Source organism: Actinomadura kijaniata NBRC 14229 (genome assembly GCF_001552175.1).
Taxonomy (GTDB): domain Bacteria; phylum Actinomycetota; class Actinomycetes; order Streptosporangiales; family Streptosporangiaceae; genus Spirillospora; species Spirillospora kijaniata.
Genome location: NZ_BCQR01000145.1, coordinates 1 through 17,247, shown reverse-complemented (window position 1 = coordinate 17,247; position 17,247 = coordinate 1). Strand labels below are relative to the sequence as shown.

Below are 17,247 nucleotides of genomic sequence, written 5' to 3'. Positions count from 1 at the left end.
GCGCGGCGTGGGCGCTGCGGCGGCGGCTTCCGGCGTTCGCGTCATGCCGGTAGGCGAACCATAACCCGCGCCACCGACAAAGCGCCGGCGCCGCGGACGCAGGCGGGTCACCTGCTGGCGGCCGGGTCGTCCCGGTCGGCCGCGGCCACCTTGGGAGCCGGGGCGTGCCGCAGCTCGTAGACGGCCTGACGGCTCATCCCGGCCCGGCGACCAAGATCGGTGTCGGACCGGTCGGCCGGGTCACCCCACGACAGGACCCGGGCCAGGACGGCCTGGCGAGCCAAGCGGGCTTGGCGCAACTCCTGCTCGGCGGCCTTCACGCGCCGGGCGATCGGCTCCAGCTCGGCGCGCACGGCCTGGCGCAGGGTGGCGCGGTGCTGGGTCAGGTAGTCCAGCGGCGCGGTCAGGTGGTGGCCAGAGCGGGCGGCTTCGGCCTGGGCGGCCTCGGCGACGGCGGCCAGCTCCCGATCGGTGGTGTCGGCGGTGATTGGGACCGCCCGGGACTGCCACCACCTGGACGCCTCCACCGGTTCGCGGCCCTTCAAGTGCGCCTGGCGGTAGCCATACAGCCAGGCGCGGGCCCCGACCAGGGCCGGTTCACCGCTGTAGTACTCCGGCTCGCGCACCTCGGGATTCCCCAGCCGCTCCAGGATCTGACGGTTGCGGTAGAGGGCGGTCTCGGTGAGGAACTGCGCCTCCTCGTCTAGCTGTTGGGAGGTGCAGTCGGCCCAGGTGGGATCGACCAGCTCCGGATACACCCGGACGGCCTGGTCCATGTCGATCAGCCACGGGCGACGGCCCAACGGCGGCAGAGGACGGCGGGCCATCGCCCGCGCGATGTCGTAGGCGGCCGATGCCGCCTCGGCGCTCCAGTCCAGGTCCTCGGTCCCCGGGACCGGCACCAGGTGGTCGATCAGGTGTGCAGCCAGCGGGGCCAGCTCCTGCGCCAGCTGGTTGCCCTGCTCACACGTCAGGTAGGGACGCTCCTCCAGGCCGCTATCGATCACCCAATACATCCGATCGGGGACCCGGTGCAGCATCGTGCAGCCCCACAGCTCCCCGGGGTAGTACTCCGGGCCCCGGTCGGACTTACGCCAGTCCGCCCCGTGGAAGTAGATCTCGCAGGCACGCACATGCACCACGATGTGCTGATAGCGTCCGGCGCGCACGCGCTCGGGCACCGGCTGGCGCTCAAACTCGGCACAAAGCGCTGGGTCGTCCTGTGCGGAGGCTTGGCGGGCCGCCCACGCCTTGTAGTCGGCCAGAGACGGGATCGGGGGCAGGTCCTCCGGCAGCCTCCACCAGACAGAAACCTTGCTTGTCATGCGCTTGACCCTTCCTTGCGGATACGTCAAGTGGATGACGCAGCAAGAGGAAGCGTCAAGCGCATGACACATGTATGGCCAGGGGCGGTCAGCTGTCGCTGGCACCCAGAGCTGACTCGATCTCCGCCAGGTAGGTGCGTAGATCGGCGGCCAGGGCTTGAAGGTCTGCGGGGTTGGTGCGGGCCACGTCGGCCAAGTGGACCCCGGTGGCCTGCTGCAAGCTGCGACGGATCACCTTGGCGTGGGCGGTGAACTCGTCGGCGGGGGTGGGTTCGTCGGGTTCGGGGTGGTACTCGCCTTGCAGATAGGCGCGCACGCGGGCGGTGGCCTGCTGTTCGTCCCAGCGATCACGCGGCAGGATCGCCACCACGTCCTCCAGCAGGTCGCCGGTTACCTTGGCCGGGTCGATCTCCACGGCGGTCTGGTACACGGCCACGGCGGCGCCCTCGCCGTGTGCCTTGGCCAGCGGCACCAGGGCGCGCACCTGGCGCTGGCTGATGTCTCCCGTGGGAGACAGTTTCTCGGCCAGGGACCAGGCGTCGATGAGGCGGTATGCCTGGGCGCGGGACATGTCCCAGCGGGCCCGTAGGTACGCCTCGAACGAGGGGTAGGGATCGCGGTAGAGCCCTTCGTCACGGATGGCTTGCAGTGCCCGGCCCGCCGCCACGAAAGCCTGCTTGAGCCTGTGGATGGCTGCTTCGCATGCCTTCAGCCGGTCTTGCTCCTCGGGGCTGAGCGGGCCCTGGGGGTCCTCCACCTGTCGGGGCCGGGGTACCTCGACGGGCAGGGGAGGGCGGTGGTCGAGGGTCGGGGCGGCGCTGATGGCGGCGGGGTCGCCCTCGCCGGTCTTCATGAGCACGCGCCGACCCTTTCCCTTATCGATCAGCTTGCTCACAGTCCGAAATCCTCTCCGCTGAGTACGTGGTCCAGGAGTTGGCCATAGGCGGTGAGCAGGAGTTTGGCGTACTGTCCGCCCGCCAGGGTGAGCGGCACGCAGGCATACCGGGCCTCTTCGCGCACCGCATACTCGGTCAGCTGCACATCCAGGACCTCATCAGGCCACTGTTCGAACAGGTCGGCCTCGATCCGGTCGTGGATGGCGCGCCGGTCGTGCTCGCGCGGCACGATGGTCCGAACGATGCCGCTGTAGCGAAGATCGGGGTTGGCGCCCTGGCGGCTGAGCCGCAAGGAACGCCGCGCGTGCACAACGCCCTCGTAGCCGTCGGTGGTGAGGCTGGAGGGGATCAACACAGTGTCGGCGGCGGTCAGCACCGCGGCGACCAGCTTCCCCGCCGGGCGGGGTGGGGTGTCGCACAACACTAGGTCCACCTCGCCGTCCAGGGCCCTGAGCGCGCGGGCTAGACGGCCCTCGATGGGGTTGGGGTCGGTCTCACGATGGGCCAGGGGGCGCTCTGCGGCAATGACGCGCACCGTGGACGGCCAGTCAGGCCCGGCGGGCTGCAACGCATCGTGCACGGCCTCGGCCGGGTCGATGGGGTCGCCGTGGTCAGGGATGGCCAGCAGGTCGTTCAGCGTGGGGATCTGTGAGGTGTCGGTGATGCCGAGTTCGGCGGTGGCGCTGCCGCGGGGGTCGGCGTCCACGACCACGACGCGCATTCCGCGCTCGGCGGCCACGGCGGCCAGGCCGTTGGTGGTGGAGGTTTTGCCGACGCCGCCCTTTTCGGAGTACTGCGCGCAGACCAGCACGTGGGCCTCCTTCCTGCGCCCCGTGGCCGGGGCAGTCTCGCTCATGACGGCGCGGTCCGGGACTGGTGCGCCGGTGGGTGTCGGGGACACCCTGCCAGACCCTTGGGGGACAGGGGATCATCGCAGCGACCTCAGCACAGATATCCGCAGGGAGAACAGCAGCAGGACCCCGGACGTGCCGGGGTCCTGCTGGTGAGCGGTCAAGCAACGGTCGGGCGAGATGCTCAATCGCCGGAGATTCAGATCTCGATGGCCAGGGCCTCACTGAGGGCTTGGCGGGCGGCCCGCCACTCCGGGGCGGCCAGGGCGTCGATGGCCTGCCGGGCCGCGTCGTCCCAGCCGTGGGCGTGGCCGAGATGGTAGAGGCAGCAGCCGTACCGGGCCACCTGTGGCAAGTGCTGGACCGTGCGGCAAGCGGGGCACACGGACTCGTCGTCGGTCTCGACGGTCAGCATCTGAGCCAGCAACCGCGCGGTACGCGCCAGATCATGGATCGATGCCAGCGGGATCACCTGGTCGGTGGCGGTGATTGCGCCCGCCTTGTCCTCGATGGTCTCGATCTCCTCGACGGTCAATGGAGTGAACGCGGCCCTCCGGATGGGCTGGGTGTCCATCGGGGTCCTTTCTAGAACAGGGCGTCTTGGCCCTGAATGGGGCTGGTTCGGGCGCGGCGGCCTCGCCGCGATGGTGCTGGACGAGCGGGGGTGGGCTCCTCTCGCGGATGGGGTGCCGACGGATCGGCCGGCGCGCGGGTCGGACACGGGCAGACCCATCGCAGACAGCGGGCGGGCATCTGGTGAGGCGGCATCCGACAGGCACAGTCGGTGAACAGGCCAGGCGCGCTGGCGAACCGCTCGCGCAGGGCCGGGGGCCACACGGTCTCCCGGATCTGGGCGGCGTCGGCCTGGGTGAGGACCAGGGGCCGCCGTAGCCGTCGGGTGAAGGGGATCACCTCGATACGGCCGTCTCGGCGGCGGACCGCGACATTGCGGGGCCCGCCGCCGGGGCCCCAGCGGGCGACCACGGTGACCGGCTCGGGCGGGGTGCGGTATCCGCTGAGCCGGTCACCCGGGTCCAGGTAGACGCGGCCGATCATCACAGGGCTTTCTCAGCGCAGGTCTTGTGTCGGGGCTTGCCGGTGTCGGGGTCGCGCAGCAGCGCGGGCCGTCCGCAGTCCACGCACGGCCGAGGGTCGCCGACCTTGGCCGGGTTGGCCTTCGCCCAGTCCAGGTGCTTCCTCGTCGTCATGACCGGCGCTCCTTCTGCCGGTCGTAGTCCTCGCGCAGGGCCTGGGCCTCACGGTCGGCGGCGTCTCGAACGCGGGGGTCGGGGTGGGACCGGGCCGTGTCGTTCAGGCGCTGGACCTGGCGCATGTAACTGGAGAAGTCCACGTCCTCAGCCCCCGATCGGGGTCGTGGACCAGGTGGCGGTGCAGGCGCCGCACACCCACACGTCCAGGTCCGGGTGGCCGACCTCGCCGACGCGGTAGGACCAGCGGACCCACCACGTGCTGTTGCACGAGGGGCACAGCGGGACCTGGTCGTCGGCCAGCTGGTCGGGCGCGGTGTGGCGGCACCGGCACGGGGTCATGGGGTCGGCCAGGCAGCACGGGCAGGTGATGCGGCCGACGGGCGGGTTCCACATCGCGCCGGTGTCCAGGCAGAGCAGGCACCGGGCGGGCGTCGAGATGATCGACAGGCTGGTTTGCGCGATGATGCGCATGGGTCTTCTCCCTGGTCTGGTCAGGTGAGTGGATCAAGAGCCCCGGCAGGTGTTGGCGCACCGGTCGGGGCTCGCTGCTTGTCAGCCCCACCTCCTCGAACTCCTCGAACTTCCTGATTGACACCGTCTCTCTAGCTAGCTAGCTTGTCAACTAGCTGGCGAGATAAAAAGGTGGTGGGGTGCAGGGCCAGACAGCTAGACAGCTCGCCTTTATGGTCGGGAGGACGACACAAGGGCCTGTCGACATCAAGGGGGAGCCATGGCCGACCAGCCCGACAAGGAGGAGAACAAGGTGCAGGCCGCGCCAGAGAAACCCGAGGTACTGGTGCCGCTCGGGACCAAGGTCCGAGAGTCCACGCGCAAGCGGCTGCGGATCTACGCGGTCCAGGAAGAGATCGAAATGCAGGAGGTCGTGGATCACGCGCTCGACGCGTTCCTGCGCGAACGCGGTTACTGATCCTCTACCGACCCCAGACGGCGCTACCCGCCAAGACAGCCACCGCCTGGGGCCCACAACCAGAGAGGTGAATCTCTGATGCGTTTTCCGAGGATATGGGAAAGATCGCGCGACACCGAGGGGCCGATGGCTCCTCCGCGCGTCGTGAACGCCGGGGACATCGAACCGGCTACGCCGTGGCTGCCCCACGACGACGGAGTCCGCGAAGTACGGCACTACCAAGTGCGCACCGGACGCCAGGGCGGCCGGGACTGGCTGTCCGGCGGTCTGCTGTGGATCGCGGGCCTGGTGATGGTCGGCGCGCTGGCCGGGGCCGGGTACGTGGCCTATGAGTCTTTGCGGGCCTTCGCCTTCGAGCACAACGGGCAAGACGCGGCGCGCGCCGCGATCGCGGCGGCCCTGCCGGAGGCAGGCTGGATCTCCATGGCGGTCGTCGCCTTGGTGGCGGCGCTGAGGGGCCGTTCGTCGGCGCGGGCCAGGGTCGGGGTTCTGCTGTTCTTCGGGCTGAGCCTGGGTGCCCAGCTGCTCTATGCCGAGCGCTCCATAGAGGGCTACGTGGTGGCGGTGATCCCGCCGCTGGTGCTGGCCTGGATGCTGGAAAGCTTCGTGGTGGAGGTCCGGCGCTGGGTGAGCACCCGCCGCAACCTGGATCTCGATGAGTCCCCGATCCTGTCCAGCGTGTTGGGCGCGCTGGTGCGTATCCCCTGGGCGCTGGGACGGGTGGCGTTCTGGCTGGTGCGCCTGGCCTTCGACCGGGGCGGGACCTGGGGCGGCCTGCGTGAGTGGGTGCTGGACACCGCACCGCTGGCCCCCGGCCGCACGGCAGCCTCCCTGCGAGCCGAGCAGGCTCTGGCGCTGGCCGACGGAGCCTCGCAGACCGTCGAGCAGGTGCGCCAAGAGTCGCGCGCCCAGATCGAGGACGAGCGCCGGCGGGCGGCCGAGCAGATCGAGGCGGCCCGACAGGAAGCCCGCGACCAGGTGACGGCGGCCGAGCAGCGGATGGCTGAGCAGCTGGAGCAGCTGCGGACCGAGTCGGCCGAGCAGCTCCGCGGAGCGCAGCAGTCCGCCGACGCTCGGGTGACGCGGATCCAGAACGAGATGGAGTCGGTGCGGGCAACGGCGGCCGCGCAGATCCACGACCTGGCCCAGCAGCTGGAGGACGAGCGCCGGACGGCGGCTCAGCAGGTGAGCGGAGTGCGGGAGGAACTGGCCCGGCAGCACCGCCAGCAGATCCAGCAGCTCCAGCAGGAACTGGAGGATGCGCGCCAGCAGGCCATGGCTGACCGTGCGCAGCTGGTGCGCCTCAACAACGCGCAGGAACAGCAGCTCCAGGAGCTGCGGCACCAAGTGGCCGACCTGTCGGCGTCGGCGCCCAAGCGACAGCGGCTGATCGCGGCCTATGAGGCCCTGGGACGGCGAGGGGACCCGCGCTACGGCGACCGGTCGGCGGTCGGCGAGATCGCCCGGGAGTTGGCTGGTCAGGCGGGCCTGGAGTCGGAGGGCACCGCCCGGCACTACCTGGCCGAATACCTGCGCGACATGCCCGTCAAGGGCAGCGACGGCAACTCGGTGCCGTCGGAAGTGTCACACTCGGCCGTCAAGATCGGATCTAACGGTAACGGGGTGAACGGGTCGTGAAGCGTCGCAACGAAAGCCAGACGGCGACCGGAGCGACGAAAGCGCGGTCCGTTCTCGCACGCTTCGGGGGGATCACGGGAAGGGGCACGATGCGCAACGTCGAGCGGGGCCGACGGCCTCGGTTGTCCACGACCATCATCAAGCACCGCCCGGCGGGTCTGGCGGGGCTGACCGGAGCGGCGGCGCTGGGCCCGCTGGCTGACCGGCCGTCCCGGTCGCCGTCACCGTCCCACCAGCAGCTGCCCGGCCCGCACCTGCCCGACTGGATGACGCTGGCCAATCCCTGGCTGTGGCTGCTGCCGGTGGCCATCATCGCCGTGGTGGGCCTGGTCGTGTTCGCCACCAGCGGAGCCCGAAGCGGAGGGAACGATGGCCAGCGAATGGAGCTGCGCGCCCGGCTGTGGCTGCGCCTGCACCCGGGCCTGGGCTACGCCCGTCAGTGGGAACTCCGCACCGTCTACGGGCTGACCCGGCCGCGGCTGAAGGCCAAGCGGCTGCACCCGACGCTGTCGCGGCGTGACCGGTGGCTGGGCGACCCGCGCCAGTACGCGGTCTACCTGGGCAAGCACCGGCTGTTCCACCGTCTGTGGATGGGCATGGAGACCGGGTTCCTGGTGCTGGGCATCCCTCGGTCGGGCAAGTCCTCGTGGCTGATCGGCCGCATCGTGGACGCGCCCGGTCCGGTGCTGGCGACCTCGCTGCGCGGTGACCTGGTCAAGGCCACCATCGCTTTGCGGTCGGCTCCGGTGGCATGGGCCTACCGGCCTTTGACTCCGCTGCCCTCGCTGCTGGCCGCCGCTCCGGCCGCCGCGTTGGCCAGCGGGTTCTGGCACGCTCTCCAGCTGGCCGCCGTGGCCGCCCTGGCGGCCTGGGTGATCGAGCGGCTGGTGTCGCGGCACCTGGCCCGCCGCGCTCGCGCCGCCGCCCGCACCCCGCGCCCGGTGTGGGTACTCGACCCTCAGAACGTGTCGGGGTTCGCTCGGACCCTGCCGTTCTCTCCGGTCGCCGGGTGTGAGGACCCGCTCATGGCCAAGACGACAGCGGCCTACATGGTCGAGGCGGTCAACGCCTCGGGCGTGCAGAACTCGGCGTTCTGGGAGAACTCCGCCGCCCAAGCACTGCGGAGCATGCTGCACGCGGCGGCTCTGGGTCACTACACCCTCATGGACGTCTACAACTGGGTGTTGACCCTGGATGAGACGCCGCTGAGGGTGCTGCGCTCCGACGAGCGCGCGGCCCGGTCGGCGGCCGCGGAGATGCAGCAGTATCTAGAGCTGCCTGCCGACACCCTCAAGGGCGTTCAGAAGACCCTGTCCAACTGCCTGGACTTCCTGTCCGACCCGCGTGTGGCCTCCATGGTGTGCGACCCGCGCGCCGGGTCCCTCAACATCGACCAGCTGTTGGAAGACCACGGAACGCTGTACATGGTCGCCGACGACCAGGCGCACAGCACGCTCGGGCCGCTGTTCGCCGCGCTCGCCGGGCGCGTGATGGACCGGGCCCGGCAGAAGGCGGCCGAAACGCCGCGCGAGCGCCTGGACCCGCCGCTGACCATGGTGCTGGACGAGACCGCCGACACCTGCCCCGGGCCGCTGGCCTCCTGGGCGCGCACCTCGGCAGGCTGGGGCATCGTCCTCATCGCCACCGTCCACAACCCTGACCAGCTGGTGGCCAAGTGGGGCGCGGCGGTCGCCAAAGACATCATCTCCAGCCTGGGGGTCAAGGTCGCGTGGGGAGGCCAGCAGGTCCGCGAACACGCCGAGATGATCGCGTTCATGTGCGGTACCCGCCGCGTGCGCGAGGTGACGCCCGACGGGCGCGGCGGCCGCACTCGGGGCCGGGGCACCCGTGAGGAACCGGTGATGACCGCCTCCGAAATGATGATGTTGCCCGATAACTTCGCGCTGGTGGCCGCGGCCCGAGCCAAACCCACGATCATCAGGGTGGAGCGCGCGTGGAAGCGCCGTGACGTCAAGGCGGCCCGCCGCCGTCCCTACGTCCCGCCGTCTCCGGCGGTGGCCGACCTGGCGGCTGCGCCCGTCCTGCGGCCCACCGCCCAGTCTGGCCCCGACGCGCCGCTGGCTGAGCAGGACCACCAGGCCGAACAGTTCGACCAGGATCTGAACGCCCTGCTGCGTGGTGAGGTGCCGCCGTCCGCACCCGGCGGCCGCCCTGAGCAGCAGCCGACCACCCCGGGCCAGCAGCAGGCCGACAGCTGGCCGACCTGGGAGACCGAACCTCAGCGGCCCGAGCCCCAGTCGGGGCAGCAGCCGCCCTCGTGGCCGCAGTCCTCCACCACCGACCCGTGGCCGTGGAGGGGCGAGTGAGCGACCAGGCCACCCCGCCCGCCGCCGGTGCCTCCGGTGCTGGCGGCGGGGGAGACCTCACCAGCAGCCCGGTCAGCGGCGCCGACATCCTGGCCGGTCTGGCGGCCCTGGCCGCCGAGATGGGCACACTCCAGGGCCGTCTGGAGGACCTTCAGGCCGTCGAGGGAGCCCTGGCGGCCCTGGCAGAGCAGGTCAACGGGCTGCGCGCGGTCACCGACGAAGTAGCCGCCATCCGCGACCAGGTCCAGGCCCTGGCCGACAGCGAGCGCGACAGCGGCCCGCCGCGGCCGCTCGACTGGAACCACATCCCCGACGACGAAAAGGCCACGACGCTGGAGGATCTGGCCGCGTGGGTGCGAGATGTGCTGCTGGTGGGCTGGCCGTCCCTTCGGCGTGATCTGCGCGCCTGCTGGCCACGGCACGTGGAACTGGTCAATGCGGTGTTGTGGCTGCGCTGTGCATGGGCGACCGCCTATGACCACAAGGGCGGCCGTGCCCATCACGTCGCAGAGTTCTGGCGGGCCGTGGGTGACGTGCGGACCTTGGCGCGGGACCTGACCGGCAAGTGCCCCCGCCCTGGGGAAAAGACGGCGCATGAAGTGCCGCTGGCGCCTCGTGACGACAGAGCCGCCGCCGCGCAAGCCATGCGCGATCAGGCCCTAGGCACTATCCGGGCACTTCAGCGTCAAGCGGTAAATCCGCGGCTCGATCCGGCCCGCCGCGAGGACGCCGATACGCAATGGCGGCAGCTGGTCAGGGACTGGCGAGTCAGCGAAGAGGAGTTCCGCACCTACCAGACCGCGACGCGCATGACCGAACAGGCCGAGAGGGAAGCGGCCTACACGCCAGGCGACCAAGACGCCGCGGCTCCCGCAGCAGGGGACTAGCAGCAGATAACCGCAGGGCATCAGCAAGAGGCCGGGACGTATGTCCCGGCCTCTTCGCATGGCCAGAGGAACTCAGAGAGCTACCAGGGCGGGTCGTCGCAGCTGGCGCACAGCCACATCAGACACGCCTCAACGCCAACCACAAACGACTGCCCGCGACCCGGCGGGAACGCCCCAGCCTGCAACCGGTCCAGGGCCTCGCGCTGCTCACGTTCCATCTCCCCTACCGTGGGGAGCGCGCCGTCTGCGTGGCGGCCCGACAACGGCGCGGCCCGGGTCACGCCGGTCGCCCACGCAATGGCCTGCAAGATCCCATCGGCGTAGTGCTGGGTGCTCTGGTCCAGGTCGCGCCGTTGCCGGTCGGCGCGGATCTCCTGCACCAGCTCCGCAATGCGCTCGGGAGGGCGGATCACCGTCATGGCGTTCCACGCCTCCCACTCACGCGGCCGCAACCCTCGGGCACTGGCCCCGCCCGCGTTCAACCGGTCGCGCAGAGCATCGCGCTCAGCCTCGGTCAGGGGTCCAGGATCGGCCGGCGCCGTCCCGCCGTAGAGACGACGTCTCTCCTCCAGTGGGATCAGCCATGCTGCCCGGTGGTCGCGATCGCCCATGTCGCTGACGGTAACCCGATTCATCTGCATCAGCCCAGCGACGGGCCACCCATGGAGGGGCCATCACGACGCGGAGGCGGCGGGCTGGGAGGCGTCGGCCGCTGGGAGGGGCGCGGGCGTTGGGGGAACGCCTGTCGAGCAACACGGGCGGCCTCGGCAGCCTCCACAGAGGGTGCCTGCTCTCGGGGACTGGGTGATGCCACCTGGCGGGTCTCCACCGCGCGGCGGGCCTCGGCCGTGCGCTGGCGCTGGCGCTGTACCGCCTCGGGCGCGGGCTGGCGGTGTGCTCGCTCGGCCTCGGCGGCTTCCTTCTGCCGCACCGCATCCTGACGCGCCTGGACCACCTGGCGGGCCGCGCGGGCCTGTTCCAGGGCTTGGGCCAAACGCGGATCCGTCGGCGCCCCTTCGCCCAAGCCGAACAGGTCCAGCGCCACCTGACCTTGGATGTGCGCGATCCGCTCGCGGGTCTCCTGCTGCACCTGCGCTGCCCGCTCCACGGCGGCCTGCTGCACCCGGGCGACTCGTTCTGCGGTGGTCTCCTGGATGTGCGCGATCCGCTCGCGGGTCTCCTGCTGCACCTGCGCCGCTCGCTCCACGGCGGCCTGCTGGATCTGCGCTATCGGCTGGTCGCCCCACCCGTCAATGCTCAGCTGGCCGGGGATCTGCTGCGGCGTCTCGTCGGCAACAACGGGGTTGACCTCCACGTCCGGCCCGGCCTGGTCGGGAGTGTGCAGGCGGGGCAACAGGGCCTCATCGACGTCCTGGCGGCGGCGGAGTTCGGCATCCGCGCGCATGGCTGCGATCCGGTCGACCTCGGTCGCGCGGTGCCAGTCACGGCGCGCGTCGTGGATCTCCCGGAGCGTGGCGAGCTGCGTGTGCAGGGATGCGGCCAGGACCTCCTGGCCGCGGGCGCGGTTCTCCAGGACGGCGCGCTGCCGGGGGTCGGCGCTGGCGGCGGCTTCGGCCCGCAGCAACACCGCTTGCTGCTGGTAGTGACGGTGCCGGGTCTCAACCGCCTTGAGCTCCTCGGCCACGTACGGCGGGGCGGTCGCTACCTGCCGCTCGTAACGGGCGCGGGTGCTCCACAACTCACCCAACGACGCCCGCACCTGCTGACCCGGGCGCACACCATGAAGCGCGTCCTGGGCGGCATACCACGCGGCGCGCTGCTCAGGATGCAGCCGCGACGGCTCTACCCCCAGCGTCTCGGTCTCGTCGGCGACCCCGTACATCTCCCGGTAGACCAGCACCCGTCCGGCCCGGCTGGCCCACTCTCCACGGGCCAGGACGTCATCGGCAGGTGGGGCGCCCATCGTGCGCACCAGCCACTCCGGCGGGTCCTCCAGCGCCTGCTGTCCCAGCGTGTGCTCACGCACGTCCAGCTCGGCCGCGATCGCCCGCCGCATCTCGTCAATCTCGGGATCGCCCACGTTGCGGGTGCGGCCGCTCCAGGTGGCGCTGATGACCTCTTCGGCGGGCTCCAGAGTCTTAACGTCCAGGCCACGCTCGGCGGCGGCCTCGGTAATGCGCCAATGCAGCACCTGCGCGATGCTGTCGGCACTGCCCAACTCCCGTTCCTGGGCGGCCAAGTCCAGAATGCGGGCGGCATCACGCCCCGACATCTCGATCTGACGCAGCAGCCTCCCCAGCGACTCCTTGGCCTCATCGGCGCGCAACCGCGCGGCCTGGTCAGGCGACAGGGTCCCGCGCGTCTGGGCCTCGTTGATGTAGCGGTCCGCCAGGTAGTCCCGGCCGGTGCCAGTCCACATCGCGCCCAAGTGCGCGGCGTGGGTGGGCCGCTGCTGCTCGGCCTGCATCGCCTCCAGCGCGGTCTCGGCGCTCTCCTCGCGCCCCAAGACTCCGGCCAGCACCGAGAACCGGTCACGAACCGGCGCCCTCTCGCTCGACGGTGAAGCAAGACCGGCTTGACGGTCGAGCGTGCCTGCTTCACCGTCGAGCGACCCGGCCCGCTGGGTCAGCTCCTGGGCGCGCTCGGCGGCCTGTTCCGGGCCCGGACGAAGGTCGGACACGCGGTCCTCGTCGCACACGACGAACGCCCAGTTCCCATCGGCACCGCGCGTCATCATGACGTAGAACAGGTTCCGCGTCGCTGAGTCGTCAACCAGGCTGTAGGAGCGCCACACAGTGCGCCCCTGCGAAGAGGCGACGGTGGCGGCGTAAGCCAGCTGGACATGTTCGCGCACGTACTCCGACGGAAGCTCCACCACGTGGGAGGTGGAGCGGCCGTCGTTGTCCAACAGTCGCGCAACCAGCTGCCCGTTGGTGACCTCTTCCACTAGCAGAACGTCGCGGTTGGACAGGGTGCGCTCGCTGTCCCCCACGCGGATGCGCTGGTTGTTCTCCCGGGCCACCACCAGGTCACCGACAGCGGCGGCGTTCACCTGCACGCCGTTGGCGTCGTACAGGCCGACCTCGGGGCCATGGACATAGCCCAGCCGCTTCAGATCGGCGCGCACAGCCGCGGCCAGCTCGGCCGCCTGTTCGTTGGTGGGAGCCAGCAGCAGACTTTGACGGCCGTCCAGGTAGTCGGCCAGGTAGGCGTGCCGGGCCTGGTCCGCCATCTCCTGGCGGGTGCCGTCCGCGAGGCGACCGTGCGCCTCGTACTCTCCCAGCACGTCCACGACTCCGGCGCGCAGTCGCACGCTGGCCTCCCGCTCCCACTCCTGGGAGAACCGCAACACCGTGGTCAGGGTGTAGGCGCCGGCGGTCTCGGCCAGGTGGCGGGTCATCCCGCCCGCGCCAGGGGCGGTCAGCTGGGCCGGGTCGCCGGAGTGAATGAGCTTGCCACCAGCGGCTGCGAACCGGCGTTGCAGCCAGAGCAAGTCTTCGGTGGGCACCATCCCCGCTTCGTCGATGAGGGCAACCGCCCCGCGAGGGATCTCAATGAGGCCGCGTTCCACCCGGGCCCGGAACCGTCGGATGTTCCATGCCTGGTCAACGCCTTCCCCGGCCAGTACGTAGGCTGCGTTCTGGGCTGTGGTCAGCCCCCAGACCGGCGCGGTGGTCTGCTCGCGCCACACGTCGGCGAATGCGGCGGCGGTGAAAGTCTTGCCGGTGCCCGCATAGCCCACCATCACATCGGTACGGCGGCGGGAGGTCGCCATCCCGTAGACCGCCAGCGCTTGATCTTCGAGCAGCAGCCGCTTGGGCGCTGAGCGCTCGCGCTCGGCCATCGAGCGGTCCGCATTCGCGACGGCTTGACCGTCGAGCGGGCCGGGTCGGCTGGCGGGCGTTCCGGCTTCGTGGCCAAGCGCGCCCGTCACGCTGCCGTGTGCATCCGCTCGGCCGCCGTGCGCATCCGCTCGGGCGTCGAGCGCTGCGGCTCCACCGTCGAGCGCAGCGGCTTCCTCCAGCCGCGCCGCGAGCTGCACCGGGTCCACGCCTGCCCGCTCACACAGCCGTGCCCACACCTCCGCCGAGCACCGCGGCCGCAACGCAGCCAGAGCCTCGACCGGATGCAGTCCAGGGGCATCGGTCGCTGTCGCCGACGCCACCAGCTCCAGCTCGTCATCAAGCTGCGCCGCGGTGGTGTACCGCTCCCAGTGCGGCGCCTGGTAAACGCTGGTCCCATCGGCCCGCCGCAACGCCGAGGGGATCGGCACCACATCGGGGGCGTTGAGCAGCCGAACCCCGGCCGGACCACGCGGGTCCAGCGCGGCATCGGTCAACTCCTCCAGCAGCGCCTCAACCCGTTCGGCGGGCAGCCCTCCCAGGTAGGGCGGCAGATGCCGGGAGATATAGCGAGTGACCTCATGGCGCGAAAACTCGCTCTTGGAGCGCTGAGCATCAGCCACAGCGGCGGTCAGCACCCGCTGGTAGTCCAGGTTCGCCAGGTCGCGGGCGGCCTGCTCAGCCTCGCGAGCGGTGAACCGGCCGAGCGTCTGGCCGGGGATCTTCGACAGCGCGCCCAACTCCAGCTGGGTCAGCCGCTCTTCCCACGCCTTCAGCTCCTGAATGCGGGAGGGCATGTCCTTGAGCTTGGTCTTGGAGCCCTTGGTGCGGCGGTGCGCCTCCTGGTGCATCTTGAACATCAGCCGCGCCGACGGCGGCCGACCGTAGGCGGCGGTGTACGCCTCGACCTGCGCTTTCAAGGCGTCGGTGACCTGGGTGGCCCGCGTCGAGAACGCGGCAATCTGCTCGGGGGTGATGCCCTCGATCTCCCAGCCGTTGCCGTCGGCGCGCGGGATCAGCTTCACCCCCAGATCGGCCACCAGCTGCTCATACATCACGCGCTCACCGACGGCGGCCGCTCCGGCCCGAGCGCGGTACAACGCCTTCCCGCTCAGCCCCGACCAACGGCCGTCGCTGGCCAGTTGGCGGTTCAGGATCGCTTGGTGGATGTGCAGGTGGGGGTCGCCCTCCCGGTTGCTGTGCTGCCGGAAACGAGCCACCACAAACCCGTCGGGGGCATCCACGAACCGGCCCGTAGAGCGGCCGTCGATCACCTGACTATGGGATCCACGTCGCGCCACACCCGCATAGCGCTGCAAGTACGCCAGCGACGCAGTTCCGCCCGCGTCCACCGCCTGCCAGACCTTGTCGGCCAGCGCCTCATACTGCACAGCCTGCGTCTCGTTCCCGGCCTCGCGGGCCTTCACCGCCGCCGCCTGCAACCCGGCGTGCAACGCCGTGACCGACTTCACCGGGGAGAACGTGGCGTCATGGTGCATGACCGCCTGGCGCACTTCCCCGGAGATCTCCCGCTTGATCTGCGCCTGGCGTTCGGGGTCGGCATCCGGCTCGGCGGCCAGCCGCTGCGCAAACAGCTGGTCGGCCATCCGCTCGTACTTCGGCGGCTTGCGACCAAGCCGGGTCTTGTCCTCATCCGACACCGCGCCGTTAAGGAAATCGGGGTCGCGCGGGTCCAGGAAGGCGCTGTAAAGCGACTCCATCACACGGCCGTCCACCTGGCTTCCAGGCTCCAGGCCAAGCTCAGCCGCGCCCAGTCCCCACCAAACCCCTGGTGGCTCTCCGTGCTCACGGATGGCGGACAGGTAGTAGTTCTCGGCGCCGGGCGCGACCTGCCGGGTCAGATACCGAGGGTCATAGCCAGGGGAGATCGTCAACACGGTAGGTCACCTCCCTGGCGGCGCTCAGACCGGCGATCGAGGCGGGAGACAGGGCCGCCGCCGCGCGATCTTTGATCGCGCTGGCGGACTCTCACGCAACGATCATTGAGAGCAACAGCATACCAAGATCACTAATAGTGTGTTGGTCCGGGGCGAAGAGATTAGGGGAGTGAACAAGGAAGGCAGGAACATGCGGAGGCGGGAGACAGGGCGTAGAGCGGCAAGCAGAGCAGACAAGCAAGGAAGGCAGCGGGCGGGAGTCGATGAGCGAGCGCGGATGCGTCAAGATCGTCGCGGAACGTGACCGCACATGATCAACCGTCGGCCTCGCCGCGAGGCCGCAACGCGGCCCGACCGGCACCCACCACTACGCCCGGTAACCACGCTCCGCAGCGGCTCACCCACCGCACCCCGCGGGCAGCCACCCCCGCCGTCACCGAACCGTCGCCAACCCAGTCGGGCTACCGCCAAAATCCGGTCCGATCCTCCTCGTGGGCCAAGATGCCTGCACCGCCGCTGCGATGTCGGCGCGCTGAGTTACGGTGAGGCCGTCAGGATGGCCGGTGAGAGGACCGCCATGGCAGTGCATCCCGCCCGCCCCGCCGACGACGGCCAGACCTCAACGCCGCGCGGCGCACGCCGCCCAGCATCGGCTCGGACCTCCACCGCCGGCGCCTCGGCACAGCAGCACTACCGCCAGCTGCGTCAGGCGGGCCGCACCCGCCGCCGCATCATCACCGCCACCGTCGTGGTGGCGGCCGCGGTCGCCGGGCTGCTGCTCACCTCCAGCTGGGTCGGGGTCACAGTGGGCGCGCTGTGGGGCGCGGGCGCGGCGGTGCTGTGGCTGCACCGCACCGACACCTCCCGCACCTGGGCCAAAGGCGCGGCAGGGGAACGCAAGACCGCCCGACTGCTGGGGCCCCTGGAACGACGGGGCTACACCGTGCTGCACGACCGCGCCATCCCTCGCTCGCGCGCCAACATCGACCACCTGGTCATCACCCCGGCCGGAACCGTGATCGTGGTCGACAGCAAGAACTGGGCTCGCAAAAAGATCATCAAGGGCGGCCAGCGTGGCGGCTGGGTCCGGGTCGGCCGCACCCGCGGCGACACCGTGGTGGGCTCGGCGCTGTACGAGACGCGCCGGGTGCGCGAGGAACTCGCCCGCGCTCTCGGCGCCCCGGTGGAGGTTCAGGCGGTGCTGGCCGTCCACGGAGGCAAGCTCCCGAGCTGGCGACGCATCACCGTGCAGGGCGTCCCGCTCCTGCGGGCCCGTCAGGTACCCACCTGGATCACCAGCCACACGCCCGCATCCGACCCGGTGCGCGCAGAGCTGCTAGCCGAGATCAGCGAGCGCACGTTCCCGCCCTACCAAGAACCCGAGGGCTGACCTCGCGCCGTCCGCGTCGCGCCGTCCGCGTCGCGCCGTCCGCGTCGCGCCGTCCGCGTCGCGCCGTCCGCGTCGCGCCGTCCGCGTCGCGCC

14 protein-coding genes are annotated in these 17,247 nt (G+C 70.7%); 5 read left to right on the top strand and 9 right to left on the bottom strand.

Annotated elements, in window-relative coordinates:
* Positions 1–107: 107 nt before the first annotated feature.
* From AKI01S_RS36050 to AKI01S_RS36030, 7 genes are all read right to left on the bottom strand, one after another.
* Positions 108–1,142, bottom strand: a complete 1,035-nt coding sequence (locus AKI01S_RS36050) for a hypothetical protein (RefSeq protein ID WP_157420406.1) — start codon at positions 1,140–1,142, stop codon at positions 108–110.
* 271 nt (positions 1,143–1,413) lie between these two features.
* The gene (locus AKI01S_RS36045) at positions 1,414–2,220 is read right to left on the bottom strand and encodes a hypothetical protein (protein ID WP_067828336.1); all 807 of its coding nucleotides are present in this window, start codon (positions 2,218–2,220) and stop codon (positions 1,414–1,416) included.
* Positions 2,217–3,032 carry a ParA family protein gene (locus tag AKI01S_RS36040; RefSeq protein WP_169814074.1) on the bottom strand — a complete coding sequence of 272 codons (816 nt, stop codon included), beginning with the start codon at positions 3,030–3,032 and terminating at the stop codon, positions 2,217–2,219. The genes AKI01S_RS36045 and AKI01S_RS36040 overlap by 4 nt, the downstream gene beginning before the upstream one ends.
* Positions 3,033–3,271: 239 nt before the next feature.
* Positions 3,272–3,646, bottom strand: a complete 375-nt coding sequence (locus tag AKI01S_RS36035) for a hypothetical protein (protein ID WP_067828330.1) — start codon at positions 3,644–3,646, stop codon at positions 3,272–3,274.
* Positions 3,647–4,127: 481 nt separating this feature from the next.
* Entirely contained in the window at positions 4,128–4,280 is a 153-nt protein-coding gene (locus AKI01S_RS51170) for a hypothetical protein (protein WP_157420404.1), read from the bottom strand.
* Positions 4,277–4,423, bottom strand: a complete 147-nt coding sequence (locus tag AKI01S_RS51165) for a hypothetical protein (protein WP_157420402.1) — start codon at positions 4,421–4,423, stop codon at positions 4,277–4,279. Before AKI01S_RS51165 ends, AKI01S_RS51170 begins: the two co-directional genes overlap by 4 nt.
* Positions 4,424–4,427: 4 nt before the next feature.
* Positions 4,428–4,754: a hypothetical protein gene (locus tag AKI01S_RS36030; RefSeq protein ID WP_067828328.1), complete on the bottom strand. Its 327-nt coding sequence runs from the start codon at positions 4,752–4,754 to the stop codon at positions 4,428–4,430.
* A 259-nt stretch (positions 4,755–5,013) separates the two neighbouring features.
* On the opposite strand from AKI01S_RS36030, the gene AKI01S_RS36025 reads away from it, so the two are divergent.
* The 4 genes from AKI01S_RS36025 (at position 5,014) to AKI01S_RS36010 (ending at position 10,063) form a co-directional block, all read left to right on the top strand.
* Positions 5,014–5,211, top strand: coding sequence for a hypothetical protein (locus tag AKI01S_RS36025; RefSeq protein WP_067828325.1), 198 nt, complete (start codon positions 5,014–5,016; stop codon positions 5,209–5,211).
* Between the two features lie 78 nt (positions 5,212–5,289).
* Positions 5,290–6,849, top strand: coding sequence for a DUF2637 domain-containing protein (locus AKI01S_RS36020; RefSeq protein ID WP_084000596.1), 1,560 nt, complete (start codon positions 5,290–5,292; stop codon positions 6,847–6,849).
* An 89-nt stretch (positions 6,850–6,938) separates the two neighbouring features.
* Positions 6,939–9,176, top strand: a complete 2,238-nt coding sequence (locus AKI01S_RS36015; protein WP_084000595.1) for a type IV secretory system conjugative DNA transfer family protein — start codon at positions 6,939–6,941, stop codon at positions 9,174–9,176.
* Positions 9,173–10,063 carry a hypothetical protein gene (locus AKI01S_RS36010; RefSeq protein WP_067828316.1) on the top strand — a complete coding sequence of 297 codons (891 nt, stop codon included), beginning with the start codon at positions 9,173–9,175 and terminating at the stop codon, positions 10,061–10,063. Before AKI01S_RS36015 ends, AKI01S_RS36010 begins: the two co-directional genes overlap by 4 nt.
* An 80-nt stretch (positions 10,064–10,143) precedes the next feature.
* Here the strand turns inward: AKI01S_RS36010 and AKI01S_RS36005 are convergent, their stop codons facing one another.
* Entirely contained in the window at positions 10,144–10,674 is a 531-nt protein-coding gene (locus tag AKI01S_RS36005) for a hypothetical protein (protein WP_157420400.1), read from the bottom strand.
* A 29-nt stretch (positions 10,675–10,703) separates the two neighbouring features.
* Positions 10,704–15,764 carry a MobF family relaxase gene (gene mobF, locus AKI01S_RS36000; protein ID WP_067828310.1) on the bottom strand — a complete coding sequence of 1,687 codons (5,061 nt, stop codon included), beginning with the start codon at positions 15,762–15,764 and terminating at the stop codon, positions 10,704–10,706.
* Positions 15,765–16,341: 577 nt separating this feature from the next.
* Here mobF and AKI01S_RS35995 point away from each other — a divergent pair.
* Positions 16,342–17,154, top strand: a complete 813-nt coding sequence (locus AKI01S_RS35995) for a nuclease-related domain-containing protein (protein ID WP_169814073.1) — start codon at positions 16,342–16,344, stop codon at positions 17,152–17,154.
* Positions 17,155–17,247: the final 93 nt, after the last annotated feature.

Excerpts from the sequence above, each read along its gene's own strand:
- AKI01S_RS36035 (WP_067828330.1), bottom strand. The coding sequence starts at position 3,646 with ATGGACACCCAGCCCATCCGGAGGGCCGCGTTCACTCCATTGACCGTC.
- AKI01S_RS51170 (WP_157420404.1), bottom strand. The coding sequence starts at position 4,280 with ATGACGACGAGGAAGCACCTGGACTGGGCGAAGGCCAACCCGGCCAAG.
- AKI01S_RS36030 (WP_067828328.1), bottom strand. The coding sequence starts at position 4,754 with ATGCGCATCATCGCGCAAACCAGCCTGTCGATCATCTCGACGCCCGCC.
- AKI01S_RS36025 (WP_067828325.1), top strand. The coding sequence starts at position 5,014 with ATGGCCGACCAGCCCGACAAGGAGGAGAACAAGGTGCAGGCCGCGCCA.
- AKI01S_RS36020 (WP_084000596.1), top strand. The coding sequence starts at position 5,290 with ATGCGTTTTCCGAGGATATGGGAAAGATCGCGCGACACCGAGGGGCCG.
- AKI01S_RS36015 (WP_084000595.1), top strand. The coding sequence starts at position 6,939 with ATGCGCAACGTCGAGCGGGGCCGACGGCCTCGGTTGTCCACGACCATC.
- AKI01S_RS36005 (WP_157420400.1), bottom strand. The coding sequence starts at position 10,674 with ATGGGCGATCGCGACCACCGGGCAGCATGGCTGATCCCACTGGAGGAG.
- AKI01S_RS35995 (WP_169814073.1), top strand. The coding sequence starts at position 16,342 with ATGGCAGTGCATCCCGCCCGCCCCGCCGACGACGGCCAGACCTCAACG.